At 45.0% G+C, this 26253-nt stretch carries 24 protein-coding genes; 14 read left to right on the top strand and 10 right to left on the bottom strand.

Annotated elements, in window-relative coordinates:
- Nucleotides 1-13: 13 nt before the first annotated feature.
- The 3 genes from trpCF to trpA all read left to right on the top strand — a co-directional run bounded on the left by trpCF (nt 14) and on the right by trpA (nt 3586).
- Nucleotides 14-1453 (top strand): bifunctional indole-3-glycerol-phosphate synthase TrpC/phosphoribosylanthranilate isomerase TrpF, encoded by a 1440-nt coding sequence (trpCF, locus tag L4C44_RS12905; protein WP_428805181.1) that lies wholly within the window; start codon nt 14-16, stop codon nt 1451-1453.
- A 136-nt stretch (nt 1454-1589) separates the two neighbouring features.
- Nucleotides 1590-2780, top strand: a complete 1191-nt coding sequence (gene trpB / locus L4C44_RS12900) for a tryptophan synthase subunit beta (RefSeq protein WP_017631791.1) — start codon at nt 1590-1592, stop codon at nt 2778-2780.
- Entirely contained in the window at nt 2780-3586 is an 807-nt protein-coding gene (gene trpA, locus L4C44_RS12895; RefSeq protein ID WP_239716192.1) for a tryptophan synthase subunit alpha, read from the top strand. The genes trpB and trpA overlap by 1 nt, the downstream gene beginning before the upstream one ends.
- 116 nt (nt 3587-3702) lie before the next feature.
- Here trpA and L4C44_RS12890 read toward each other — a convergent pair whose 3' ends face one another.
- Together L4C44_RS12890 and L4C44_RS12885 are read right to left on the bottom strand one after the other, a co-directional pair.
- Nucleotides 3703-4500, bottom strand: coding sequence for a slipin family protein (locus L4C44_RS12890; RefSeq protein ID WP_332410480.1), 798 nt, complete (start codon nt 4498-4500; stop codon nt 3703-3705).
- Nucleotides 4501-4582: 82 nt separating this feature from the next.
- Nucleotides 4583-5989: an NfeD family protein gene (locus L4C44_RS12885; protein WP_428805180.1), complete on the bottom strand. Its 1407-nt coding sequence runs from the start codon at nt 5987-5989 to the stop codon at nt 4583-4585.
- A 409-nt stretch (nt 5990-6398) separates the two neighbouring features.
- Here L4C44_RS12885 and L4C44_RS12880 point away from each other — a divergent pair, with 409 nt between their 5' ends.
- On the top strand, nt 6399-7718 hold the full coding sequence (locus L4C44_RS12880; protein WP_315897550.1) for a dicarboxylate/amino acid:cation symporter: 1320 nt from the start codon (nt 6399-6401) through the stop codon (nt 7716-7718).
- Between the two features lie 120 nt (nt 7719-7838).
- Here the strand turns inward: L4C44_RS12880 and L4C44_RS12875 are convergent, their stop codons facing one another.
- Both L4C44_RS12875 and hisC read right to left on the bottom strand, forming a co-directional pair.
- Nucleotides 7839-8612 (bottom strand): ABC transporter substrate-binding protein, encoded by a 774-nt coding sequence (locus tag L4C44_RS12875; RefSeq protein WP_146492143.1) that lies wholly within the window; start codon nt 8610-8612, stop codon nt 7839-7841.
- A 10-nt stretch (nt 8613-8622) separates the two neighbouring features.
- Nucleotides 8623-9774 carry a histidinol-phosphate transaminase gene (hisC, locus tag L4C44_RS12870; RefSeq protein ID WP_428805179.1) on the bottom strand — a complete coding sequence of 384 codons (1152 nt, stop codon included), beginning with the start codon at nt 9772-9774 and terminating at the stop codon, nt 8623-8625.
- Between the two features lie 181 nt (nt 9775-9955).
- Here hisC and L4C44_RS12865 point away from each other — a divergent pair, with 181 nt between their 5' ends.
- The 6 genes from L4C44_RS12865 (at nt 9956) to L4C44_RS12840 (ending at nt 13653) form a co-directional block, all read left to right on the top strand.
- Nucleotides 9956-10843 carry a LysR substrate-binding domain-containing protein gene (locus L4C44_RS12865; RefSeq protein ID WP_146492145.1) on the top strand — a complete coding sequence of 296 codons (888 nt, stop codon included), beginning with the start codon at nt 9956-9958 and terminating at the stop codon, nt 10841-10843.
- Nucleotides 10844-11130: 287 nt separating this feature from the next.
- The gene (locus L4C44_RS12860) at nt 11131-11379 is read left to right on the top strand and encodes a hypothetical protein (protein WP_017069991.1); all 249 of its coding nucleotides are present in this window, start codon (nt 11131-11133) and stop codon (nt 11377-11379) included.
- A 133-nt stretch (nt 11380-11512) separates the two neighbouring features.
- The gene (locus L4C44_RS12855) at nt 11513-12094 is read left to right on the top strand and encodes a septation protein A (RefSeq protein ID WP_285953262.1); all 582 of its coding nucleotides are present in this window, start codon (nt 11513-11515) and stop codon (nt 12092-12094) included.
- A gap of 272 nt (nt 12095-12366) precedes the next feature.
- A complete protein-coding gene (yciA, locus tag L4C44_RS12850) occupies nt 12367-12765 on the top strand; it encodes an acyl-CoA thioester hydrolase YciA (RefSeq protein ID WP_009846426.1) in 399 nt (132 codons plus the stop codon).
- A gap of 194 nt (nt 12766-12959) precedes the next feature.
- Entirely contained in the window at nt 12960-13256 is a 297-nt protein-coding gene (locus L4C44_RS12845; protein WP_017063533.1) for a YciI family protein, read from the top strand.
- Between the two features lies 1 nt (nt 13257).
- Nucleotides 13258-13653 carry a GspS/AspS pilotin family protein gene (locus L4C44_RS12840; RefSeq protein ID WP_285953261.1) on the top strand — a complete coding sequence of 132 codons (396 nt, stop codon included), beginning with the start codon at nt 13258-13260 and terminating at the stop codon, nt 13651-13653.
- A 96-nt stretch (nt 13654-13749) separates the two neighbouring features.
- On the opposite strand, the gene metE is transcribed toward L4C44_RS12840, so the two are convergent.
- On the bottom strand, nt 13750-16095 hold the full coding sequence (gene metE / locus L4C44_RS12835) for a 5-methyltetrahydropteroyltriglutamate--homocysteine S-methyltransferase (RefSeq protein ID WP_428805178.1): 2346 nt from the start codon (nt 16093-16095) through the stop codon (nt 13750-13752).
- Nucleotides 16096-16375: 280 nt separating this feature from the next.
- Here metE and L4C44_RS12830 point away from each other — a divergent pair, with 280 nt between their 5' ends.
- On the top strand, nt 16376-17287 hold the full coding sequence (locus L4C44_RS12830; protein ID WP_428805177.1) for a LysR substrate-binding domain-containing protein: 912 nt from the start codon (nt 16376-16378) through the stop codon (nt 17285-17287).
- Between the two features lie 117 nt (nt 17288-17404).
- Here the strand turns inward: L4C44_RS12830 and L4C44_RS12825 are convergent, their stop codons facing one another.
- Nucleotides 17405-17605, bottom strand: a complete 201-nt coding sequence (locus L4C44_RS12825; RefSeq protein WP_004741624.1) for a DUF4250 domain-containing protein — start codon at nt 17603-17605, stop codon at nt 17405-17407.
- Nucleotides 17606-17703: 98 nt separating this feature from the next.
- Nucleotides 17704-18384 (bottom strand): hypothetical protein, encoded by a 681-nt coding sequence (locus L4C44_RS12820; protein ID WP_428805176.1) that lies wholly within the window; start codon nt 18382-18384, stop codon nt 17704-17706.
- A gap of 237 nt (nt 18385-18621) precedes the next feature.
- On the opposite strand from L4C44_RS12820, the gene L4C44_RS12815 reads away from it, so the two are divergent.
- Nucleotides 18622-21024 carry a YgiQ family radical SAM protein gene (locus L4C44_RS12815; protein ID WP_428805175.1) on the top strand — a complete coding sequence of 801 codons (2403 nt, stop codon included), beginning with the start codon at nt 18622-18624 and terminating at the stop codon, nt 21022-21024.
- Nucleotides 21025-21131: 107 nt separating this feature from the next.
- Here L4C44_RS12815 and L4C44_RS12810 read toward each other — a convergent pair whose 3' ends face one another.
- The 3 genes from L4C44_RS12810 to L4C44_RS12800 are packed head-to-tail and all read right to left on the bottom strand — an operon-like array spanning nt 21132 to nt 24068.
- Nucleotides 21132-21596 carry a GtrA family protein gene (locus tag L4C44_RS12810; RefSeq protein WP_146492152.1) on the bottom strand — a complete coding sequence of 155 codons (465 nt, stop codon included), beginning with the start codon at nt 21594-21596 and terminating at the stop codon, nt 21132-21134.
- A complete protein-coding gene (locus tag L4C44_RS12805) occupies nt 21583-23052 on the bottom strand; it encodes an ArnT family glycosyltransferase (RefSeq protein WP_285953256.1) in 1470 nt (489 codons plus the stop codon). The genes L4C44_RS12810 and L4C44_RS12805 overlap by 14 nt, the downstream gene beginning before the upstream one ends.
- Nucleotides 23049-24068 (bottom strand): glycosyltransferase family 2 protein, encoded by a 1020-nt coding sequence (locus L4C44_RS12800; RefSeq protein ID WP_285953255.1) that lies wholly within the window; start codon nt 24066-24068, stop codon nt 23049-23051. The genes L4C44_RS12805 and L4C44_RS12800 overlap by 4 nt, the downstream gene beginning before the upstream one ends.
- Nucleotides 24069-24193: 125 nt before the next feature.
- Between L4C44_RS12800 and L4C44_RS12795 the strand changes: the two genes are divergently transcribed.
- Nucleotides 24194-24871: a response regulator transcription factor gene (locus L4C44_RS12795; protein ID WP_428805174.1), complete on the top strand. Its 678-nt coding sequence runs from the start codon at nt 24194-24196 to the stop codon at nt 24869-24871.
- On the top strand, nt 24868-26166 hold the full coding sequence (locus L4C44_RS12790; protein WP_285953253.1) for a sensor histidine kinase: 1299 nt from the start codon (nt 24868-24870) through the stop codon (nt 26164-26166). Before L4C44_RS12795 ends, L4C44_RS12790 begins: the two co-directional genes overlap by 4 nt.
- The last annotated feature ends 87 nt before the right edge of the window (nt 26167-26253 follow it).

The following is a 26253-nucleotide window of genomic DNA, read 5'->3' as shown; positions in this document are numbered from 1 at the left end:
CGAGACAAAGAACATGACACAGACTACCGATAAACTGTCGACCCACGTTTCAGTCAAAGAAGCTGAAATGGCGGAAGTATTAGCAAAAATCGTTCGTGATAAATACCAATGGGTTGAAGCACGTAAGCAGACTCAACCATTAGACGAGTTTAAAGCGTCACTAACTGCAACAGACCGCAGCTTTTATGATGCTCTGAGCGGCGAGCAAACTGTTTTCATCACTGAATGTAAAAAGGCATCTCCGTCAAAAGGTTTAATCCGTGACGAGTTTGACCTGGACTACATTGCATCGGTTTACAACAACCACGCAAACGCGATTTCTGTACTGACAGACGAGAAGTACTTCCAAGGTGACTTTGAGTTTTTGCCTAAGGTTCGCAGCATTGCTAAGCAGCCTATCCTGTGTAAAGACTTCATGGTTGATACCTACCAAGTGTACTTAGCTCGTCATTACTCAGCTGATGCTATCTTGTTGATGTTATCAGTATTGGATGACGAAGAGTACAAAGCGTTGGCGGAAGTTGCTCACTCACTCAATATGGGTGTATTGACCGAAGTCAGCAACGAAGAAGAACTTCACCGCGCAGTCGCTCTAAACGCTAAGGTGATCGGCATTAACAACCGTAACTTACGTGACCTTTCGACTGATTTGAACCGGACTAAAGAGTTGGCGCCGCTGATTCGCGAACTGGCTCCAAACGCAGTCGTGATTTCAGAGTCTGGCATCTACACACATCAACAAGTTCGTGACCTTTCAACGTTTGCAGATGGCTTCCTAATCGGTAGCTCTCTAATGGCAGAAAAGAACCTTGAGCTTGCTGTACGTAAAGTAACGCTGGGTGAAAACAAGGTGTGCGGTTTAACTCACTCTGATGATGCAGCGAAAGCGTATCAAGCTGGTGCGGTATTCGGTGGTCTGATTTTCGTTGAAGCATCTAAGCGTCATGTGGATATCGAAGCGGCTCGTTTGACTATGAGTGGCGCACCTTTGAACTACGTGGGTGTGTTCCAAAACCACAGCGTTACTGACGTTGCGAAAACGGTTTCTGAGCTAGGCTTGTTCGCTGTGCAATTGCACGGTGATGAATCTCAAGCATATGTCGATGAACTAAAACAGTCACTGCCTGAAAGCGTTGAGATTTGGAAAGCTTATGGTGTTGCTCCCGATGCTGAAAGCTCGCTACCAGAATTACTGGAAAGCAACGTGACTCGTCACCTGCTAGATACTAAAGTGGGTTCTCAAACTGGTGGCACAGGCCAAGTGTTCGATTGGAACCTAATCAACAACCAAAGCGCAATCATGTTGGCGGGTGGCCTAAACCCAGAAAATGCTAACCAAGCCGCTAAGTTGGGTTGCTTAGGATTAGACCTAAACTCTGGTGTTGAATCTGCTCCGGGCAAAAAAGACGCTGACAAGCTACAACGTGCTTTTGCAGCGATTCGTAATTACTAGTCTGGCTTTTAACGCCAAAGCCAAAACTAGAAAGCGAAAACTAAAAACATATTTGTGAGCTTTGCCTTTGCGAAGCTCAAACAAGACTAAACGACTTGGTGTGAAGACACGCCAATAGAATTGAAGGAATAAGATAATGGCTAAACTCGATGCCTACTTCGGTGAATACGGTGGTCAATACGTACCGCAGATCCTAGTGCCAGCACTAGACCAACTTGAACAAGCATTTATCGATGCACAAGCCGATCCTGAGTTCCGCAGCGAATTCATGACGCTTCTTCAAGAGTACGCGGGTCGTCCAACGGCACTAACGCTAACTCGCAACCTAACTAAAGGTACAAAAACCAAACTGTACCTTAAGCGTGAAGACCTACTTCACGGTGGCGCGCACAAAACAAACCAAGTATTGGGTCAAGCGCTACTTGCTAAACGTATGGGTAAGCAAGAAATCATCGCTGAAACAGGTGCTGGTCAACACGGTGTTGCGACGGCGCTAGCATGTGCTCTATTGGGCCTTAAGTGTCGTGTATACATGGGTGCTAAAGACGTTGAACGTCAAAGCCCGAACGTGTTCCGTATGAAGCTAATGGGCGCAGAGGTTATCCCTGTTCATTCTGGTTCTTCTACGCTAAAAGATGCGTGTAACGAAGCGCTACGTGACTGGTCTGCAACTTATGAAGATGCGCACTACCTACTAGGTACGGCTGCGGGTCCTCACCCATTCCCAACTATCGTTCGTGACTTCCAACGCATGATTGGTGAAGAAACCAAGAACCAAATTCTAGCGCGTGAAGGTCGCCTTCCTGATGCGGTTATCGCTTGTGTCGGCGGTGGTTCAAACGCTATCGGTATGTTCGCTGATTTCATTGAAGAAGAAACGGTTCGCCTAATCGGTGTTGAACCAGCGGGTAAAGGTATTGATACCGACCAACACGGCGCGCCGCTTAAGCACGGTAAAACAGGTATCTTTTTTGGTATGAAAGCACCACTGATGCAAGATGAGAACGGCCAAGTAGAAGAGTCTTACTCTGTATCTGCGGGTCTAGATTTCCCATCAGTAGGTCCTCAACACGCGCACCTGAACGCAATTGGCCGTGCTGAATACGAAAACGTAACCGATGACGAAGCGCTAGAAGCGTTCCAATCTATCGCACGTAACGAAGGTATCCTCGCAGCGCTAGAGTCATCTCATGCTTTAGCTCATGCAATCAAAATGGCTCACGACGAACCTGAAAAAGAACAGCTATTAGTCGTTAACTTATCTGGCCGTGGTGACAAAGACATTTTCTCTGTACACGACATTCTTAAAGAGAAAGGAGCATTATAATGGATCGCTATCAATCACTCTTCAATCGCTTAGCTGAAAAGAATCAGGGTGCATTTGTACCATTCGTAACGGTTGGCGATCCTAACCCTGAACAATCGCTTAAGATCATGGAAACTTTGGTTGAAGCGGGTGCAGATGCGCTTGAGCTTGGCATCCCATTCTCTGATCCACTAGCTGATGGCCCAACGATCCAAGGTGCGAACATTCGTGCGTTAGACTCAAAGGTAACACCTGATGTGTGTTTTGATCTTATTGGTCAAATCCGCGCAAAATACCCAGAGCTACCAATCGGCCTACTGATGTACGCGAACTTGGTGTACGCACGTGGTATCGAGAACTTCTACGAGCGTTGTGCGAATGCGGGGATCGACTCAGTATTGATTGCTGACGTACCAACTAACGAAAGTGCTGAGTTTGTTGCAGCTGCTGAGAAGTTTGGCGTTCACCCAATCTTTATTGCGCCACCAACAGCAAGTGATGAGACGCTTAAGTCAGTGTCTGAACTAGGTGGTGGCTACACTTACCTACTTTCTCGTGCTGGCGTAACGGGTGCAGAAACAAAAGCAAACATGCCAGTAACGGCACTGCTTGACCGTCTGAACAAGTTTGATGCGCCACCAGCATTGCTTGGTTTCGGTATTTCTGCTCCTGAGCAAGTCAAAGAAGCCATCGAAGCTGGCGCTGCCGGTGCTATCTCTGGCTCAGCGGTTGTGAAAATCATTGAAAACAACGTTGAACAACCAGAAGCAATGCTTAAAGCACTGGCTGAGTTTGTTACGCCAATGAAAGCGGCTACGCAGAAGTAATCAACGATCATTAAATAGACGCTCGTAATCAATGGTCAATAAATAGAACCAACAATTCAAATATCAAAAGGCTCCACAGATGTGGCGCCTTTTTTATTGCTTGCCATCCACGCTAGCTAATCATCCACTTTCATCGCTTTCTTAATCGCGGCCTCATTAAGTGTTGCTTTGATCGGGTCGGTTATCTTCTCCACTAGATCGATTGGCATTGGGAAAATGATGGTGGAGGTTCTTTCGTTAGCCACCTCAGTTAGCGTCTGCATATATCGCAACTGAATAGCATTAGGTGCTTTGTTCAGCACTTCAGCTGCCTCACGTAACTTAGTCGATGCTTCTAGCTCACCGGTCGCGTGTATAACCTTGGCTCGACGAGAACGTTCCGCCTCGGCTTGTTTAGCAAGGGCTCGCACCATGCTGTCATCAAGATCAACATGCTTGATCTCAACATTGGCAATCTTGATGCCCCAGTTATCGGTGTGTTGATCCAGTATCGCTTGCAAATCTCGATTGAGTTCTTCTCGCTCTGACAACAACTCATCCAACTCATGCTGACCGAGTACTGAACGCAGCGTTGTTTGCGAAAGTTGGCTGGTGGCCTCAAGATAATTCTCAACATTATTGATAGCCATCTTCGGATCGAGCACTCGAAAATAAACCACAGCATTGACCTTCACCGACACGTTATCTCTAGTGATCAAATCTTGTGTTGGTACATCCAAAACGATAGTTCGTAGATCCACTCGCACAATTTGTTGGATAAAAGGAATGATAATGATTAACCCCGGCCCTTTCACACCGTAAAAGCGCCCAAGGAAGAACACCACTGCACGTTCATATTCGCGCAGTACTCTGAACATACTGGCTATCAATAAGATAACGAGCACGATGACAATACCTATAGTGTGTATAAACATAACCGCCCCCTAATGGTAACGATGGCTAAGCAATTAATAATTCAATCAAGTTTGTCCTAGCATTCCGCGCTAACAGTCCGCACTAACCAGATTTCGATGATGTCTCATCGGGCAGCGCCTCAACATCTAACAGCAATCCAGTCAGTTTGGTCACTCTGATAATCTGCCCCGCTTGCAGTTCACTCGCGCATTTGGCTTGCCAGATCTCACCTTCGACCAATACTCGACCTGCTCCTGGGAAACCGCTTACCACTTTACCTGTATCACCGACAACCGCTTCCATCCCCGTAGTCACTGGCTTGCTTCTCACTCGAACTAACATGGATATGGTGACGACGATAAAGGCAACAGAGAACAAACTGATCCCAATGATTAGCGGCAATGCAATTTGGTAACCCGGTACCTCTGTGTCCATCAGCATGATCGAGCCCAAAGTGAATGCGGCGACGCCACCCAACCCGAAGATACCAAAACTCGGGCTAAAGGCTTCTGCCACCATTAGGGCAATTCCCAATAGAATTAACGCAAGGCCTGCGTAACTCACTGGCAGCATTTGTAAGGAATACATGGCGAGTAGCAAACAAATTCCCCCTAATACACCCGGTAAACCAACGCCGGGGTTATAGAACTCAAGGAGCAAGCCATAGATACCGATTAGCATCAGAATGTAAGCAACATTTGGATTAGTGATCACCGAAAGCAAACTAAAGCGCCAGTCTTGTTCTCGCTCGACAAAAGCAACATCACTAAGTTGGACTTCCTGACTGACACCATTGATTATGATGGTGCGTCCATTACTCAACTCAACCAATTGCTGTAGGTCGCTCGCGATGAAATCAATCACGTTAAGTTCGAGCGCATTCTCTGAGTCCAAACTCGCCGCTTCTCTTACCGCTTTTTCTGCCCATTCTTCGTTACGTTTGTGCAGCTTAGCCAAACTAACGATGTAGGCAGCAGCATCATTGATGACTTTCTTCTCCATCGCAGTGGAGGCTTTTACTTGGTCTGAATTCTCTTGTTTCGTTTCGTCTTGCTCACTTGCTGACGCGTTATCATCTTTATTGGCATCGTCTTGAGGTGATAATGGATTAGTCGGCGCTTTGCCACCGCCAAGAGACACCGGCGTGGCTGCGCCCAAATTAGTTCCGGGCGCCATGGAGGCAATGTGACTAGCAAGTAGAATGTAGGTTCCCGCACTCGCCGCACGTGAGCCCGCGGGCCCAACCCAAGTTGCTATCGGAATCGGTGACGTGGTGATGGATCGAATAATGTCGCGCATCGACGAATCTAACCCGCCGGGCGTGTTCATTTTCAAAATGATGAATTTAGCTTGCTCATCGTGAGCTTGTTCTATTTCTCTAGTGAGGTAGTCACTGGTCGCGGGACCTATCCCTCCATTCACCTCAATAACCCAGACATCATCGGCCTGAGCAAACACAGAGCTGAACAACAGAAAAAACGCAAACAAGTACTTTAATATAAAAGTCATAGCCCCTCTCCTTACAACTGAGATGCTAGATAGACGTTTTATTTAAAGCGTAGAGATAACATCTTGGTAATAAATAGATACCTTAAGCATAGTTCAGGCGAAATTTCACACAACACGCATCTTTCAATTCACTCAAATCCCCAGACTAAAAAACACCCAAAAATGAAAACCAAATGTTAACAAAACAGTTCTAATACCAACACCTCGAAATCATTCACAAAGCACCCAGCAAAAAGACTTTTATAAATCCAACAAATAACATCGCAATAAAAAACCAAAGCAAACGATTGCATTGTTGTGCAAAATCAACAAATGACATTAGACCACCTATTTTTGGAGGACTTTCACCTCTGCTCATATTGATAAATGTAAAGGATACGTGTAAAACTCTTCGCGAAATATTAATCCAATGGTACATCGTACATTGGTGAGTAGTTCTGGGATTTTTATATTTAGTAGCACAGAGGTTATGGAAGTGTTAAAAGAAAAGAGTTTACTAAGCAACATCGGCGTTCAAGTCGTTATTGCAATGATCGTCGGTACTGTAGTCGGTGCGATGATGGGTGACAGCGCAACTATGTTCGCTCCACTGGGCGCTATCTTCATCAATTTGATCAAGATGCTGGTTATCCCTCTAGTAGCAGTTGCACTGATTTCAGGTGCTGCTGGTCTGGGCAACAGTTCATCTGCAGGTAAAGTCGGTGTAACAACACTAGGTTACTTTGCACTAACGTCTGCACTTGCTGTAGCACTAGCGCTGGTAATGGGTGAAGTATTCGAACCGGGTCGTGGTATCGATGTTTCTGGCGTTGAAGGCATGTTCTCTTCTGAATACGCTGCGAAAGGCGAACTTCCAACGTTCTGGGCAACCATCACTGGCATGATCCCTACCAACGTTTTCCAATCATTGAATGAAGCAAACATTCTGCAAATTCTCGTTTTCTGCTTGTTCTTTGGTATCGCGCTTTCTAAGCAAGCGAAAGAAAAACGTGACCCTATCATCAATGGCGTAAACGCGATTGTTGACGCTATGGTTTGGATGATCAACAAGGTGATGATCATCGCACCACTTGGCGTATTCGGCCTAATGGCAGAAGCAGTAGGTACTTTCGGTTTCGGCGCACTTATGGTTGTGTTCAAACTGTTCATTGTTTACATCGCTGCGATCCTGATTTTCGGCTTTGTTGCCTACCCACTGATGATTCAAATCTTCACTAAGACTTCAGCTAAGAAGTTCCTAGTAGCAATGAAGAAGCCTCAAGCGGTAGCACTATCAACTGCTTCATCAATGGCAACACTACCAGTAACAATGGAAACAGTTGAGAAAGAGCTTGGCGTTCGTAACTCTACTGCTTCATTCGTTCTGCCTCTTGGCGCGACGATCAACATGTCTGGTAACGCGATCTACTACGGCCTAGTGGCTATCTTCTTCGCACAGCTGTTCAACATCGACCTATCTATGGGCGCTTACGTTGCTATCATCGTAACGTCTACGCTAGGTGCAGTTGGTCAAGCTGGTGTTCCAGGTCCTTCTTTCCTAGTGGTTGCAGTTCTTCTTGCGGCTGGTATCCCTATCGAAGGTCTACCTCTGTTGTTCGCTCTCGACCGTATCTTCGACATGATCCGTACTGCTCTAAACATCACTGGTGATGCAGCATGTGCCGTAATCGTTGATTCTCTAATCGAAGACGAAACGAAAGAAGCTGAGCTACAAAAACAGCAAGCGTAATAAATAAACGCTAAGCTAGTGGTGACTGAATTAGCACCACCAGCTTAAACTAAAAAATCCGAGAGCCTCACAGCCCTCGGATTTTTTGTTTTTGGTGTTCTAATTTAGGCGTTAGACGAATTATAAATCAGCGCCATAGATATCAAACGTAAAGTACTTAGACGCGATCTTGTCGTAGGTACCGTTCGATCTGATCTCCTCAATCGCGGCATTGAATTGTTTCGCCAGTTTTGAATCCTGTTTTCTTAATGCTAACGCCGTACCCTCGCCAATGTAGGCTTTGTCGGTTACTGCTTTGCCTTTGAACTCAAAGCCCTCGCCTTCTTTCTTATCTAAGAAAGCCAATGACAGTTGATCTGAGTTGCCGAAAGTTAGATCTAGACGACCGTTTTGCAGATCCAGATAAACTTCATCTTGGCCGGTATAACGCTTAATGTTTGCCACATCGCCAAACTTGTCAGTTACGTAGCGATCGTGAATCGTACCTTGCTGAACACCGATGGTTTTGCCTGCTAAGCCTGCCTCATCAACGCTGAACTCCGCGCTTTTAGCAGCAACAAACACAGCTGGGGTCTGGTAGTACTTATCAGTGAACAAGATCTTGCGCTTACGCTCTTCGGTAATACGCATCGACGCCATGATCACATCTGACTTTCTTGCCAATAAACTTGGAATCAACGAATCCCAACTTTGTGAAACCCAAGTACAATCGAGCTTCGCTTGCTCACACAAGGCATCAGCTATCTCAATATCAAACCCGACAGGCACACCGGCACTGTTTTTGTAGTTGAATGGCGGATACGTAAAGTCTGACGCCAAACGGATTTCTTTTGCCTGTACCGTTGTACCAAGTAAAGCGGCCGTACAAGCGAGTCCTAGTATTATCTTTTTCATCATTGCCATCCTAGATATGATCTTTATCGAGTTGAGATTGAATTTCTATATATTGATCTTGTTGATGCTTTCGTTTTTGCTGATCTTGTTGAGTCTGTTGTAGCTCGGTTTGGTAGCGTGTAAGTGACGTTATCACTTCTAGCATGCTCTCTTGGCTACCAATACTGATTCGTACGCAGTTACGCAAGGCAGGTTCGTGGTTTTGATTCCTTATCACAATGCCATCCTTCGCCAATACACTGAATACTTGATACCCAGGTTTTTGACGTAGCAAAATAAAGTTCGTCGATGAGGGGTAAACTGACTCGATGAAATCAAACTGCGTTAACTCACAAGCAAACCAGTTACGTAGTTCAACCAATTTTAGCGTTGCGTCTTCCATCACTGAGACTCGTTCATCAGACAAAGCGTCTAAAACGATTTGAGATGAACAATCTGGCATCGGATAAGGTGGAATCAGCTTCGCGATATACTGCATCACATTTTGACTCGCTAAGATAAAGCCACAACGAACCGCAGCCAATCCAAACGCCTTCGACAAAGTGCGAATCACAACCAAATGTGGATAGCGTTCAATAAGGCTAACGGCTGACGTTTGTGGTTCAAATTCGATATACGCTTCATCGACTACCACTAGCGACTTTCCAATCGTGCCTTCCAGTACCTGAATCAAATCCAATTTAGGAATCACATTACCCGTTGGGTTGTTTGGTGAACAAAGAAACACGATATTCGCCAGTTCCGCTTTATTCACGATATCAGCGACGTTCAGGCTGAAGTCTTCCTGCAATGGAGAGTCCAAGGTATTAATCGCCAATGCATCGGCGCAAAACTCATACATCGCATACGTTGGAGAACAGATAAGTATGTTGTCGCTCGCCGGTTTACAGAATGTTCTGATCAGCAAATCAATCGCTTCATCTGCACCACGAACGGCAACAGTCGCAGCATCAGTGCCACAGTAATCTTGGTAAGCCTTAGCAATATCTTGTGGTAAGAAGTCTGGGTATCGGTTGTGACTTGCTTCTCCTTGAAACAGCGAGCTTTCCAATTCATTGGCGTTTAGCCAGACACGTCCATCACCACCAATTCTTCTAGCCGATTGATAAGGTATTAATTTTTTTACAGCCTGAGGTACTAAGCTATCAATAAAAGATGTCAAGAAGCTATCCCTTTCACAAAATCACAATGTCTTCATCATTGCCTTAATATTCAAAAAATGTGACTTATACACATATTGAATCACAAATGATGATTAAGTATTTACATTCAAACAGAACACTATTGATAAATGAATCGAAATAATCACATAATAGTCATGATAAAAAATCATAGGTAAAGATATGAATCGCACACTACCTTCAACCAAAACCTTGCTCGCGTTTTTGTCTACGGCAAGGCATCTCAACTTTACGCGAGCTGCACATGAGCTCAATGTCACGCAAGGTGCAGTGAGTCGTCAGGTGTTGTCGTTTGAAGAAAGCCTTGGCTGTGATCTCTTCTATCGTCATGCTCGCGGGCTGTCTTTAACGCCGAAAGGAGAAGAACTGGTTCCCTTGATACAAGGAACGATTCATCAACTGCAATCGGCTCTAAATCAAGTGGCTAGCTCTCCCTCCAAGATCAAACTCAACGCACCGAGCTGTATTACCTCTTGGTTATTGCCTAAGTTGATGTCTTTTCAACAGGCCTATCCTGATATTGATGTCGAGCTCACGTCGACCATCAAGCACGTTTTTGAGCCAAGCTTTGATCCCTTCGATGCGGTGATTATTTATGGCAAGAAACCAAACCAACACTCAATTGTTAGCCAACTACTGTTCAACGAGCAACTAGCTCCTGTCTGCCAAGCGCAAAGCATTACCAAAAGCCATCTTGTCAACGACGCGTCGACCATCATCAAGCCACACAAGCTTGCCCAATACACTTGGCTACACGCCAACAATGAGCAGAGTGATTGGCGACTTTGGTTGGAACACATAGGAAGCCACGACCTTTCAAGTAAGAACAACCAGCAATTCGCGACACTCGATCAAGCTATGAATGCTGCCATTCAAGGGTTTGGTATTGCCATAGGCGACATCACGCTGGCCACGCAAGATATTGATTTAGGTAGATTGGTGAAAGTGAGTGAAGGCAGTGTCTTTTCGGGAAATGGATACTTCCTATTACAACCCAAAAACCGTCAGAATGCCTCGCTATCAACCTTAGTCGATTGGCTAGTCGATTAACGGTTATCAAATTGCCAATTCAGGAGCCTAAAAGCTTCAGTAGATCGTCATAATGAGAATTTTACCATTCTCAAAATAAAACTATTTTCCGTCAGCCCCGTATTGGTGTTTAGAGAATAGAACGTACGTTCCTTTAACTAATTGAAAAGAAGTTCAATTCTATTTGATTGGGGAGACGCTCTATTCAATTGGAAAAAATGGCATTCGAATTGCTTTGTCATAGATAACCCAACCAATATACAGCAGGTTGCACCATTTGAACTGCAGCTTGTCACGGAGGATAGGCTATGACCTTACAAAGACATACGTATTACGGCTTAATTCACCATGGAATTAAAACCCTGCTAATGGATCGAATTGGCCACTTCACAGAGCGTGAATATCACGAGTACCTAGATCTAACAACGGGTAAATCGACGTGTTTTGCCATGAGTGAGCAAGAACTCGAAAATACCTTAGATAGCTTGAAGAGCGAAGGCTACCTTGAAGACATCAAGAAGCTGATACCTCGCTACCAAACCTCGTCAATGAGATAATCTGTTAAAACTCGTTAAACACGATGAGCGGTTAGATTGAATTAATTAGTACCCAATTGTCTCGGGCTATTTAGCATCGAGACAGTTTTCGTTAGACTGTCTGCAACTCAATTAACTGGATAGTCAGTGCCTCATGAAACAAATTCTTGATTTCATTCCTCTCATTATTTTCTTTGCGCTGTATAAGATGTATGACATCTATACAGCGACTGGTGCTTTGATCGTTGCATCTGCAGTTCAAATTATTTTGACGTACTTCATCTACAAGAAAGTAGAAAAAATGCAGATCATCACGTTCCTTATGGTTGCCGTATTTGGTGGCATGACCATCTTCTTGCACGACGACAACTTCATCAAATGGAAAGTGACGATCGTTTACGCTCTATTCGCTATTGGCCTGACAGCCAGCCACCTTATGGGAAAATCAGCAATTAAAGGCATGTTGGGTAAAGAGATCACACTGCCTGATGCCATATGGGGCAAGATTAACTGGGCTTGGACTCTATTTTTTACCCTATGTGCCATTCTCAACGTTTACGTTGCTTTCAGCCTACCATTGGATGTGTGGGTTAACTTCAAGGTGTTTGGCCTGCTAATAGCAACATTACTATTTACGCTGCTTACGGGTGCCTACATCTATAAGCATTTACCAAAAGATCAACAGCTACAAAAAGAGCAGCAAGAGCTAACTGATAAAAATACTGACGAGAAGTAACCCCAAGGGGTGAGTCCTCATTCCGTTTTTGTTACAATTCTTGTCAATATGCTATACCTAGCGGCCAATGATACTCGTGATCATTGGCCGTTGGCTTTTCTGTGTTGCGGAAACTGGTCAAAATAAAGCCTATTATTTAGTGACAATCTCACTAAATTAACGGCCATCTGGTTTCTTGTTGTTCATTGCACTCATTTGCCAATGTACCCAACCAGTCACAGTCAACACATCAGTTTTTATTTAAGATAATCAATACCACCAAGAGTACTACAATGACGATTCAATCAACTTTGAACCCAATTGGTTCTTTACTTCTTCGCACCTTGGCGATGCCTTCTGATACCAATGCAGCAGGCCAGATTTTCGGTGGTTGGATAATGTCTCAACTCGACCTTGCTGGCGGCATACTGGCAAAAGAGATCTCTAACGGCAAAATAGTCACCGTTTCAGTATCGAGTATCGAGTTCAAACAGCCGGTTTCAGTAGGTGATGTGGTGTGCGTTTATGGTGACTGTACTAAAATTGGTCGTAGCTCGATGAATATCGACCTAGAAGTATGGGTTAAGCCTGTACTTGATCACGGCATCGGCGACCGTTACAAGGTGTGTGGCGCGACGTTCAATTACGTGGCAGTTGATGAAAGTGGCAAGCCTCGCTCTATCAATAAATAGGACTTTCGACAGCCCTATCGCACTGTAAGGTCTTTAGCCATTTCGATTAAAAATGCTAAAGACCTTCTCACTCTCCCGAACCAATTCACAATTTCTTATCATTAGTCCTTCCAATACCAATTAGTTCGCGTAAATTAGCAAGATAGCGAATTTAAACGCCCCAATTTAGTGAAGTAAAATAAGGATATCTCAATATGTGGTACGTGATTTTTTCTCAAGACGTCGAAAATTCATTAGAAAAACGCCTAAGTGTTCGCCCACAACATTTAGAACGCCTACAAACACTTCACGATGAAGGCCGACTGTTAACAGCAGGCCCAATGCCAGCCATTGACTCAGATAACCCTGGTGAAGCAGGCTTCACAGGTTCGACTGTGATTGCTGAGTTTAATTCTTTAGAAGATGCACAGACATGGGCAGACGCAGACCCGTACATCGCTGCTGGTGTCTACCAAAATGTTATTGTTAAACCATTCAAGAAAGTATTTTAACGTGAAAAAATGGATTATTGGCTCACTGGCTTTAGCTCTGCTTGCAGGCTGTTCATCAAGTGAGCATGACGAACAAAGACAGCTAGAGATGATGGCTCAGCACCGTGCTGGCGTTTTATCTGCCGGCTTGCCGATTGAGTACGGCCCGTTGTCGGTCATGCGAGTACTCGCAAAAAACACCGTGATTGAAATCATGATGATCTACAACCAAGATGCTAAAGGTGCGAAGCCTTTAAACCAAGTTGTTGATATGAGTGTGAATAGCTACTGCACTAACTCAGAAGTAAGAGCAAACCTAGACATGGGCTTGGCTTACAACATTAAGATTCGCAACACACGCGGACAATTGATGGTTGAGAAGCTGATCAGCAAAGATACTTGCCAGAGCAGCAGCTAGATTCGAGATTCGAGATTCGAGATTCGAACAAATATGAACTTCAAAGCCTCGCAGTTGCGAGGCTTTTTATTTTGAGTCATATAGCTCTAATGATAGTTAAGCTTCTGTTGACTCCCACTCTTTACGCAGTGCCTTAGTCGCAGAGACTAAGTTAGTCAGTGCTGCTTCTGTTTCTGCCCAATTACGTGTCTTTAGACCACAATCTGGGTTTGCCCATAAACGTTCTGCCGGAATTTTCTCCGCTGCTTTCTTCAACAGACCAATGATCCACTCTTGCGATGGAATGTTTGGCGAGTGAATATCGTAAACACCTGGACCAATAGCATTCGGGTAATTGAACTCTTCAAACGCTTTAAGCAATTCCATATTCGAACGAGAGGTCTCAATGGTAATTACGTCAGCGTCTAGTGCGGCCACTGAATCAATGATTTCGTTGAACTCGCTGTAACACATGTGTGTATGGATTTGCGTCTCAGGCTTGGCACTCGCGGCTGAGATCTTAAAGGCATCAACTGCCCATTCTAAGTATTCTGCATGGTCACGTTTTTTCAATGGTAAACCTTCACGAATCGCAGGTTCATCAATCTGAATAATGTTGATTCCTGCATCTTGTAGGTCAGATACTTCATCACGCAGCGCAAATGCTAATTGGTTAGTAATATCTTTACGCGAGATATCCTCACGCGGGAACGTCCAACACAAAATAGTGACCGGGCCAGTCAGCATGCCTTTCATCAGCTTAGATGTCAGTGATTGTGCATAAGTCGACCACTCAACCGTCATCGGTTTTTCACGCTCAATGTCCGCGACCACAATCGCAGGTTTCACGCAGCGAGAGCCGTAGCTTTGTACCCAGCCAAATTTGGTGGTCTGAAAACCTGCTAAGTTCTCTGCAAAGTACTCCACCATGTCGTTACGTTCCGCTTCTCCATGCACCAACACATCTAAATCGAGTGCTTCTTGACGCTTCACCGCATCGGCGATATGACCTTTTAGTGCAGTCGTGTATTTCGCTTCACTCAATTTCCCGCTGCGATAAGCGCTGCGCTGAACACGTATCTCACCAGTCTGTGGAAAAGAACCAATCGTAGTCGTTGGCAGTAATGGTAAACCTAAAACTTCCGACTGATGTGCAGCTCGCTCTGGGTAAGGGGCACTACGGTCAGCGAGTGCTTTGGTAATCGTGTTGAGGCGAGCCTGTACCTGTGGCTTATTAACATGAGTTGCACTCTTACGAGCTACAATCGGCTGGCTATAAGTCTCGCACGCTAAAATGGCATTTTGATCGCCGTCCAGCGCTGCACCCAATAAGCTCACCTCAGTCACTTTCTGTTTTGCAAAGGCAAACCAACTCTTCACTTCTTCGCTGAGTGTCTCTTCTAACTCAAGGTCGACTGGGCTATGCAGCAATGAACATGAACTTGCGACCCACAATTTGTCTCCTAGCCTCTCTTTCACTGGCTGTAGTAACTCAAGCTGCGCGGCTAAGTCAGCTCGCCAAATATTACGGCCATTGATTGCACCTGCAGAGAGCACCCAATCTTCAGGTAGTTTATTCACCACTTCATCAAGTTGCTGCGGTGCGGCAGCCAAGTCGATATGTAAACCATTCACTGGCAGTTTTACGATTTTATCTAACGTATCAGTCACCGAATCAAAGTAAGTAGTAAGCAATAGTTTCACATCGCCTTGAATCACTTGATAAGCCAGTTTGAATGAATCAGCCCACTTAGTTTCAAGTTCCAGGGATAGTATGGGCTCATCGATTTGCACCCACTCAACACCTAACTTGGACAGTTTAGCCAAAATCGCTTGGTAGGCATTAAGAAGACGAGGCAACAAAGTTAAACGGTCAAAGCCCTCTTCCACTTCTTTGCCTAGGTACAAGTAAGACAGCGGGCCAAGAAGGACAGGCTTAACTTTGTGTCCTGCTTTTATCGCTTCATTCACTTCATCAAACAGCTGCGGCCAACTCACTTCAAACAAATCATCTTTACTGAACTCCGGAACGATGTAGTGATAGTTAGTATTGAACCACTTGGTCATGTCAGATGCCGCAGCACCATCTTTGGCACTTTCTGAACCATGTTTCCCGCCACAACAGGTTGGCTGCTTTTGAGATTGCCCGCGACCAACACGGAACAAGGTATCTAAGTCTGGGAAGGCTTTCTCTTCTTCAGATCCACCAGCGTGACGTTTGGGCACATGACCTAAAAGCAAAGTCGTAGTTAATACATGGTCGTACCATGCGAAGTCACCCGCAGTTGCAAAGCTTAGATTCGCTTCGGCTTGTACATTCCAGTTACGATTTCTCAGTTCGCTGCCGAGCTGTTTAAGCTCTGATTGGTCAATCTCGCCACGCCAGTACTTCTCTAGTGTAAATTTCAGTTCGCGTTTTTCACCGATGCGTGGGTAGCCAAGAATATGCGTTGTCGTAGTCATGAACCTGTTCCTTATTCAATAATTATTAGTTTCTGTTCAAACTGCCTGTCGTAATGTTGATTACTCAAAAAGGCGTCTGGATGGCTAAACTATCTACCCAATCTGAATAATGAACAACGTCCAAATATTCATCTTGTTTATTAAAAATATTCATCTTGAATAAACCAAGGATGAGGAACTTAAATCCATCTGGACATCTAGACGTTTACAAATGATAAAAAACCCCGTAGGGTGATTATTAAGAAATATTGAATTGGCTTAGGGAATATGAGGAATACTCATGATAGAGCTTAAACACCTTCGAACATTGACCACCTTAAGAGACAGCGGTTCACTCACCGCAACAGCGACCTCTCTTCACCTGACTCAGTCGGCGCTTTCTCATCAATTGAAGGACCTAGAGGCGCGTATTGGTGGGCAGTTGTTCCTACGTAAAACTCGGCCAGTAAAGTTCACCTCTGAAGGTGAGATCTTGCTAAAACTCGCTGATGAGATACAGCCAAGAATCGCTAAAGCAGAGAACGAACTCGCAAGCCTGAAAGAGGATGTGAATGGTCGTTTGCACATGGCGATCGAATGTCACTCATGTTTCCAATGGTTAATGCCTGCTCTGAAGGAGTATCAAGTTGCTTGGCCAAGCGTGACTCTCGATTTCTCATCCGGTTTTGGCTTTGAGCCCCTACCTGCGTTAATGGCTGGTGAATTAGACTTGGTGATCACCTCAGATATTCAGCCGCGTTCAGAGGTTCACTATGAACCACTCTTTGATTTCGAGATGCGTTTGATCACCGCAATTAACTCGCCTTTGGCTGATAAGCCAAGCGTTGTTCCGCAAGATCTTAGCGATCTCACTATGCTCTCCTACCCTGTTCAAAAGCAGCGTTTGGATGTTGTGAAGCACTTTTTACAACCTGCTGGCATTGAACCGAAGAAGTGGAAGCAGGCAGACAACACATTGATGTTGGTACAAATGGTATCAGCCGGATTAGGTGTCGCGGCATTGCCAAATTGGGCGATCAGTGAGTTTTCAAGACAAGGCTTAATCGCCAGTAAGCCTTTAGGCAAAGGGCTTTCAAGAAGACTGTTTGCAGCGGTAAGAAATTCAGAAAAAGACAAGCGTTACCTGCAAGCTTTCTTTAGTACAGCAAGGCAGCAGAGTAAGAGTCACCTTGATGGGATTGAAGTCGTTTAGTCATATAGGTTGTTAGATCAACAAGAAGTACAAAAACAAAAAAGTCACAGATTACCTGTGACTTTTTAGATTCTGCAGCATTGATTGTGCGATACCTGTTCATTCGTGAAACATAGATTATCTTGCGTATGACTTAAATTGGTTCGTCAGTGGATCGTATTGATAGCCGAGCATGTCTAGCTTACCTACGACACTTTCTATATCCATTTCATACATGCTAATCAGTTCTTCAAAACTGTCGCACTCTAAGCGCAGTTTTTCATTCACTATTCCCAGCAAGATAATACTATCTAGGCTTTTGACGTTACTTAAATCCATCTCGTACTCCTTACGAACACTCTGACTAGAAATAAGTTTAGAACGCTTAATCGCCCCACGCTAAAAAACAGATCACACTTCTTAACTCACAGAAATGCTTACAGCGCCCAAATTGGTGTTAGGCCAACGACAGCGGCTAACAACATCAGTAGTGACACCGTAAGTTGGACCTTCTCTGGCGTTTTAACAAACAGTAGGTGCCAACACCACACCACGATTGAAGAGATAAGTAGTGCGAAGCTAAACAACAATGCTGAGATAACAGGTTCTAACTGAGCTTCAGAAAGTGAGTAAACGTTCACAACCGTCGCAAGTACTACCAGCATCCCTGTTAATACACCTACAACTGGCAAAACACGGTGAAACGCTTGCAAGCGCGTTCTTGCGATAGTCAGCAATAGATGAGCAAACGCCGCACCTAGTAATACCACCAACAGCAGAGTCGTAATGATGCCGACTGTGGTTACTTGTTCAGTCGCTTGAATTGCAACGTATGACAGCGCTAAACCGCAAGCAAGATACATCACCCAGATAGGGCCAGAATCACGAGTCTTCTTAGTTTGAACTTGTGAGTAGAAATAAAAGATTGCGAATACGACAAGGAATGCTTCAATTTTAACCGAAGCAACGGCAAGCCAAAGCACGCCAATCGCAGGCAACACCTTGTGGATACGACCACGTTGTCCTGGGCAAATATCCCCTTTTACCAGGATGAGGGTTAAGATCAGTTGGGCTCCTAAAAGCATCGGAGCAAATTGTACTAATAACGTTTCGACCATTGTGGATCTACTTCTTCAGACTTATTTTCGCGAATAATATCAAAAACTGCTGCGAACACTAATCAAAATCATAAATTAGCGACGTTATTCAAGGCTTCAACTATGCTGTTTTATGGCTCTTTTGTCGCCATTTACCGTAAAAAGACGAAAGACACCAGAACTAACAGGGGCATGTTCTACTGGCTAGTCTAGTCTCATGCCGCTATAATTCCCGCCTCAAAAATCAGAGGTTGAAATATGTACAGCGATATCACTCCTATTCACGAACACAAAAAATACTGGGCCGAGTGCTACGGAACTGCACCCTTTTTGCCTACCAGTAGAAAGGAGATGGATGCTCTTGGATGGGATAGCTGTGACATTATTATTGTAACTGGTGATGCGTATGTCGATCACCCGAGCTTTGGTATGGCTATCATCGGCCGTCTCCTTGAAGCTCAAGGTTTCCGCGTGGGCATTATTGCTCAACCAAAGTGGGACAATAAAGATGCCTTTATGAAGCTAGGTAAACCTAACCTATTCTTCGGCATTACAGCGGGTAACATGGACTCCATGATCAACCGCTACACCTCTGATCGCAAATTACGTCACGATGATGCTTACACGCCAAATAACGAAGGTGGTAAGCGTCCTGACCGTGCAACTCTGGTTTACTCTCAGCGTTGTCGTGAAGCCTACAAAGGCACGCCAATCGTTCTTGGTGGTATTGAAGCGAGCTTGCGACGTGTTGCGCACTACGACTACTGGTCGGATAAAGTTCGTCGCTCTGTATTGTTTGATGCAAAAGCAGACATCCTTCTTTTTGGTAACGCCGAGCGCGCACTGGTTGAAGTGGCACACCGCATCGCTGATGGCGAAGACATGTCAACGCTAACAGACATTCGTGGTACAGCAATCAATCTTGCTGCAGCGCCTGAAGGCTTCAAAATCATCGACTCTTCTCGTATCGAAAAGCCGAACAAAGCTTACGTACCGGTGAACCCGTACGAAGTGGAAACGCAATGTGATACTAAGAAAGATGAGAAAGAAGAAGTAAAAGCGCAGCCGATTACGATTCGCCCTTCTCGTCACGATGCAAAAACAACAGCCGTTCGTATCCCTGCATACGAAAAGCTAAACAACGACCGTATTCTTTACGCTCACGCTAGCCGTATCTTGCACCTAGAGACAAACCCGTATTCAGGTCGTGCTTTGATTCAACGTCATGGTGACCGTGAACTTTGGGTTAACCAAGCACCAATTCCATTGACGACTGAAGAGATGGATTACGTGTTTGGCCTTGCTTACAAGCGTGTACCTCACCCTATGTACGGCAAAGCGAAGATTCCTGCTTACGACATGATCAAAACCTCGGTGAACATCATGCGTGGTTGTTTTGGTGGTTGTTCTTTCTGTTCAATCACAGAGCACGAAGGTCGTATCATTCAGAACCGTTCGAAAGAATCGATCTTGGATGAAATCGAAGACATTAAAGATAAAGTACCTGGCTTTACCGGTACTATTTCTGACTTGGGTGGTCCAACGGCGAACATGTACCGTTTGGGTTGTTCAGATCCGAAAGCAGAAATTAACTGTCGTCGCCCATCATGTGTGTTCCCTAAGATCTGTGAGAAGCTAAACACAGACCACCAACACACGATTGACCTATACCGCTCAGCAAGAAAAGTACCGGGCGTTAAGAAGATCATGATCGCTTCTGGTGTTCGTTACGACTTAGCGATTGAATCTCCAGAATACGTACGTGAGCTTGTGACTCACCACGTAGGTGGCTACTTGAAGATTGCTCCAGAGCATACTGAAAAAGGCCCTCTGGATCTGATGATGAAACCGGGCATGGGCACTTACGACCGCTTCAAAGAGATGTTCGAGAAGTACAGCGCTGAAGCCGGTAAGAAACAGTATCTAATTCCTTACTTCATCTCGGCTCACCCGGGCACAGAAGATGAAGACATGCTTAACCTTGCGTTGTGGCTGAAAAAGCACAACTACGAGTGTGACCAAGTACAGAACTTTTACCCATCACCAATGTGTAATGCAACGTCGATGTACTACTCAGAGACGAACCCTCTGAAGCGTGTGAAATATAAGAAGCGTGAAGATGTTCCTGTACCGAAAGGTGACCGTCAACGTCGTCTGCATAAAGCACTGCTTCGTTACCACGATCCAGAAAACTGGAAGATCATCCGTGAAGCTCTGATCAGCATGGGTAAACAGCACTTGATCGGTGATAAAGCAAACTGCCTAGTACCAGCAGAAGATTTTGATGCACAAACACCAGCACAACGTCGTAAGTCTGGTCGTCACGGATCACAGCGTTTTGCTACTAAGCACAGTAAATCTCAACCGGGATTAGGCGGCGAGAAGCCACGCAACCATTCCAAATCTGGTGGCAATAAGCCTGGTGGTAAGAAGCCGAATGGTAACGGAAACGGTAGCCAAGGCAATGCTAACCAAGGTAACGGTAAGCAAAACGGCGGCGGTAATGGCAACGCTCGTAAACCTGCAACTGGCTTTATTAAGAAAGGTCCTAGTGGTCAATCACAAGGCAATGGCGGCGGAAACCGCAACAAAGCCGGCAATGGTCAAGGTGGCAAACCTGCTGGCAACGGAAAGAATCGCCAACGCGCGACACAACGCTAATATTGTGAGCCAATAACTTAATAGTAATGAAATACAAAGCGCAGCTATTTAGCTGCGCTTTTTTGTGTTTGTACCAGTTGTCACTTGGCTATGTGATTACAAAGAATCTAACGAGTGAAGACCCAATATTGACTAAACAGGTAGTTAGTCACCATACCGACCAAGATACCAACTGCCATTGCGATAAACACAGCGCCAGTAAACACTGGCAGTAGTTCTGCCATCAACTTAAAGCACAGTAGATTAGGTACCGCTGATATCGATGCGGAGAACATGAATTTTTGCCACTGAATCAGTTTATCAGACCAACTCCCCTTCCCCTTGAACCCAAAAGTCAGCACGCGATTACCAAACCACGTTGTCGTTGCAGCAGCAATGAACGAGCCTATTCTCGCCGTCATTAAAGGCAAACCTACAATGTAATGCAGCAAGGCGAATACCGCACAATCAACAACAAACCCACCAGCACCAACCACAGCAAATCGAACCATCTTGTGATGGGATTGGAGCTTTTGACTGTGTGCCTGAAGCTTGTTGTTGAGCATTTGCAGTCCTGAGTTAACGCTGAACATCACTTTCACTTCGAATGTGGCTCAACGACAAATTTGGTTTGATGTTTTGGCTATGACAGCTAAACAAAGCACGCTTTATTTTCACCGTTGGTTCCAAAATACAAGTTAACGCGTTGTCTTTAATCTTGGTTTCTACTTCTGCTCTTTTACCAATCAAGTAGAACTTGTCGATGCCATCTAGTTGCTCGATATCGAGCAGTTTCTTTGCTTGCCCATGGCTATAAAATTGGCCTGAGAATGGTCGCTTACCCACATAGAAGCTTGGCGCAGAATCCGTAATCTGTTCAAAGATGATACGGTCACTCTTCTCGTTCGCCTTACCTAGGTTTAGGTAAACCATCGCAATCATCAGCAACACTGGCAGAACTAAGGCCACGCTGGAGAACCACTTCTTATCTTTTTCCACTACGAGTATAGCAACCAACAAACCAAGAGCAGGAATACCTGGTAACACGTAAGCAGGAAGAATATTGCCCGCCATAGTGAAAAGAATCAAAGGTGAAATCAACCAACACACAAGGAATGAAAACAGTCCGCTATTCTCAACGTTAATTTCTGCAATTCTCTTGCGTCGAGCAAATGCCAATATCGGTAATACAATCGACCAAGGCGCAGCGGCTTGAATCCAGAATACCCAGATCATGCCTCGTGTTTCATCATGAGCAGATCCATAAAGATCCCCCTCCCAGCCACTCACAACAAAACGCTTAAAATGTTCGCCAACAATAAAGTAATCAATGAAACCCGGTGTCGCCATCTCTGCCATGATGTACCAAGGCAAAGCGATCGCTAACATCACACCTAAACCAGACAACAATGGGAAACGTTGCCAAAGCGCTTTAAAAGCGCCAAAGAAACCGTGTTGTAAGACCAACCAAGGGAATACTGCGATACCCATGATGACAATCGCTACCGGCCCTTTTGCAAGTAAGCCTAATGCCAAACCAATAAAGCCAACGTAACCCCAGTATCTATTAGTCTTCGCACTCCCTTCCCCCTTCCAACACAGGTAGAAGCCTAGCATGGCAATAGTCATCGCTAAGGTTAACGCAATGTCTGTCATCACAGCACCCGCAGCGATAGAAAAAATACCACATGTCGCCAATACAACGGCTGCAACTAAAGCGCTTTGTCCTGTTCGCTTCGCCATGTAAGCCGTCAGCAAAATTGTTACTACACCCGCTAACCAATGAGGAGCTCGAACGGCAAATTCACTTAGGCCGAACAACTCAATACCGGCAGCACTCATCCATGTAAACAGCGGCGGCTTACCCCAGAAAGGAATGCCATAATCAAACTGCGGCGTTAGCCAATTACCCGTTTCCACCATTAGACGAGCCATTTCACCGTAGCGTGCTTCGGTGGTGTCCATTAATGGGTAGGTTGCCAAAGATAAAAGCCTTAAAACCAATGCAAAAGCCAACAAATACCATAGGTGCGTTCTGTTCAGGCTCATGCTGACTCCTCTAATTTAAAATGTGTTTTTAACGCGGGTGTATCAACCACAGACTGGATCAGATACAAAGGGCGATTCTTGGTTTCGATAAAAATACGACCTATGTATTCCCCCATTAAACCAATACTCAGAAGTTGAATGCCGCCGAGGGCAAGTTGTACAACCATCATGGATGGGTAGCCCGTGATAGGCTCACCAAACATCATGGTTTTGAACACAATGACCATCCCATACACAAAAGCCGTTAAGGCAACGAGGCCACCAACTGCTGTCGCAATGCGCAGTGGGCGAATTGAGAACGAGGTGATGCCATCCATCGCCAAGCCAATCAGCTTCAAGTAGTTCCACTTAGTCTCGCCACAAAAGCGAGCGTCACGCTTAAACTGAATCGTCGCTTGTCTGAACCCCGGCCATGAGAAAATGCCTTTCATGTAACGATTACGTTCAGGAAGCTGGTTGATATGATCGACGACTTCACGACTCAACAGTCTGAAGTCGCCCACATTTTCAGGAACATCGATCTTTGCTGCCACGTTCATGACTTTGTAAAAGCTTGCCGCTGAAAACTTCTTGAACCACGTTTCACCGTCACGTTGGCTGCGCTGCATGTTGACGACGTCATAACCTTCTCGCCATTTGGCAACCATTTGTGGAATAAGCTCCGGCGGATCTTGCAGGTCTGCATCTAACAGGATCACCGCTTGTCCGCGGCAATGCTCAAGGCCAGCACTCATGGCTGACTCTTTACCAAAATTTCGACTTAAACCAATCACAGAGATTGAGCTATTGATTGAAGTGAATGAGCTCACTAAGTCCAAGCTGTTGTCTTTGCTACCATCATCGACATAAACGATCTCGCTGGTGATGGGTAAGCTATCGAGAACTTTAGTTAGGCGAGAGTGGAACTCTTCCAACACCTCTTGTTCATCGTAAAAAGGCACAATGATAGACAGAGATACCGCAGGGTTAATCTGCGAAGTAGATATCTTAGGGCGGCTAATATGAAGTTCAGACATAATACAATCTTCTATTTTCTAATCTGGAGTCAATCTACCCTCCCATAAGTGAAAGTTATGTTATTGACATATTTTTCACGCTCACTCAGGATAATGTTACTGTCTATTTCTGTATGAGAATCAAAATGAAACGAGTTCTATTAGTCGAAGATAACCGTGAAATTGCAGGTGTCTTGTTTGATTACTTTGAGTGTATTGGTATGGAACTCGATTATGCGGACAACGGCGAACTGGGCCTGCAACTCGCAATGGAAAACTCATTTGATATCATCATATTAGATCTAATGCTGCCGAGAATGGACGGCCTAACCGTTTGTAATAAACTGCGAGACCAAGGCAACGCAACACCCATTTTGATGCTCACTGCACTGGATAGCCGCGAAGACATGTTAAAAGGCTTTGACCACGGTGCAGATGACTACCTCACCAAGCCTTTTGACTTGGATATTCTAGAAGCGAGAATGAACGCGTTGGTTCGTCGTTACCGCGGAAAAGTCGCCTCTTCTAAACTTCAGTTCGATGAACTCACCATCGTTCAAAAGACACGCAAAGCGTACCGCCAAGACAAATTACTTGCACTGAACCCAACCACTTACACCATACTTGAGATGCTGTGCCAAAACGCACCTGAAGTGGTCACTCGCGAAGATATCTCATACAAGCTATGGGAAGAAGACGAGCCCAACAACGATGTGTTACGTAGCCACATCTATCAACTGCGTAATCAACTCGACAAACCTTTTGACACCCCAATGTTGATTACCGTACCTAAAGTTGGATTCCGTTTGGAGCCATCGAATTGATCTTAAATGTTCTCACAAGCACCAAAACCTTAACTGGCCGCTTAGCGCTTTTCTTTGGGTTAATGGCCGTGATCGTATCTGCATTCGTCTATGTCGTTTTTGTTGCCGCGCTTTACATGTCAGAAGATCGGGTCGGTGAAAGACGCATCCTGATTGACCGAAATTATGCGGTAAGGTTATTTCAAGCAGGAGAAAGTGGTGAGTTAAGGATAGATGATCTGACAATCGCCTATAACGATCCTTCATTCATTCCTGCCAAATATTACAAGTTTATTAAAGATAAAGAGAGCTTCATTGGTGAAGTCGGCGAAGAGCCAGAATCTCGTATGGTGTATGTGGGAGAATACACTGACGAAGGAGAAACCTTTCCAATTATCCTGCTTTCCGAGATAGACCTTGTTGAGTTTGATGTTTCTGAACTCATGTACGCAACCACCTTTGTACTCACACTGCTTTCTATCTTGATTTTTGGCTTTGGTGCGTTGCTCTATCGCCTGTCTAAGAGGCTGATCGAGCCCTTCAACTCTCTTTCTGAACAGCTTGAGTCGAATAAGCTCAACCTCAATGAAGAGTTTGGTGTAAGCGATGATGCGGCAGTTGAGTTTCGTCAGTTAACAGACCAACTCAATCAATACCGTAGAGAGATCAACTCCTTGCTCAAGCGCGAACAAGCATTTGCTCGCTATTCAAGCCATGAGTTAAGAACCCCACTAACGGTCGCTCGTGGTGCGAATAAATTACTTTTAAGAAGCGAAACCACGGAATTTCAATCTCGCCAGGTTGAACGTATTGATGATGCTATTGTTCAGATGTCAGAGATGGTCGACGCCCTGCTCGGTTTAGTCCGTTATGAGAGAGACAGTGACGACGCACCTCTGCGCTTGTTTAGCCAGCAAGAGCTAGAAGCCATCATTTCCAAGAACTCATTACAAGCGGATGAAAAGGAAATCGAGATATCCTTACACGTTCAATCAGAACCAACTATTCAAGCCACCAGCGCAATAATGAATATGTTGATCGGCAACTTGTTGAGGAACGCCATTGCAGCGACTAATAGTGGTACTGTCACTATTAACCTGTCCCAAGAAAGTATCGTAATAGAAGACCAAGGCGAAGGCCTTCAGGAGCAATATAACCCGAATGGTCATGGATTAGGTTTATTGATTGTCGATGACTTGTGCCAACGCTTCCATTGGGGCTTTGAATTAGTCAACCGTAGTTCTGGTGGGTGCACTGCAAAAATCAGCTTGCAAACCGATTCAACCTCACCAATTATCGAGCGAACAAACTCGTAACGCAGAGCTCAATATCCAATGAAAACTTGATTTAGTTGGTTTACAGCACTCGCTCGCTACTAGATACTTACTAATCCTATTTGATAT

It is taken from the genome of Vibrio satsumensis (genome assembly GCF_050337435.1).
Lineage (GTDB): Bacteria > Pseudomonadota > Gammaproteobacteria > Enterobacterales > Vibrionaceae > Vibrio > Vibrio satsumensis.
The sequence above is the reverse complement of the archived record's forward strand: the minus strand, read 5'-3'. Positions and strand labels throughout refer to the sequence as shown.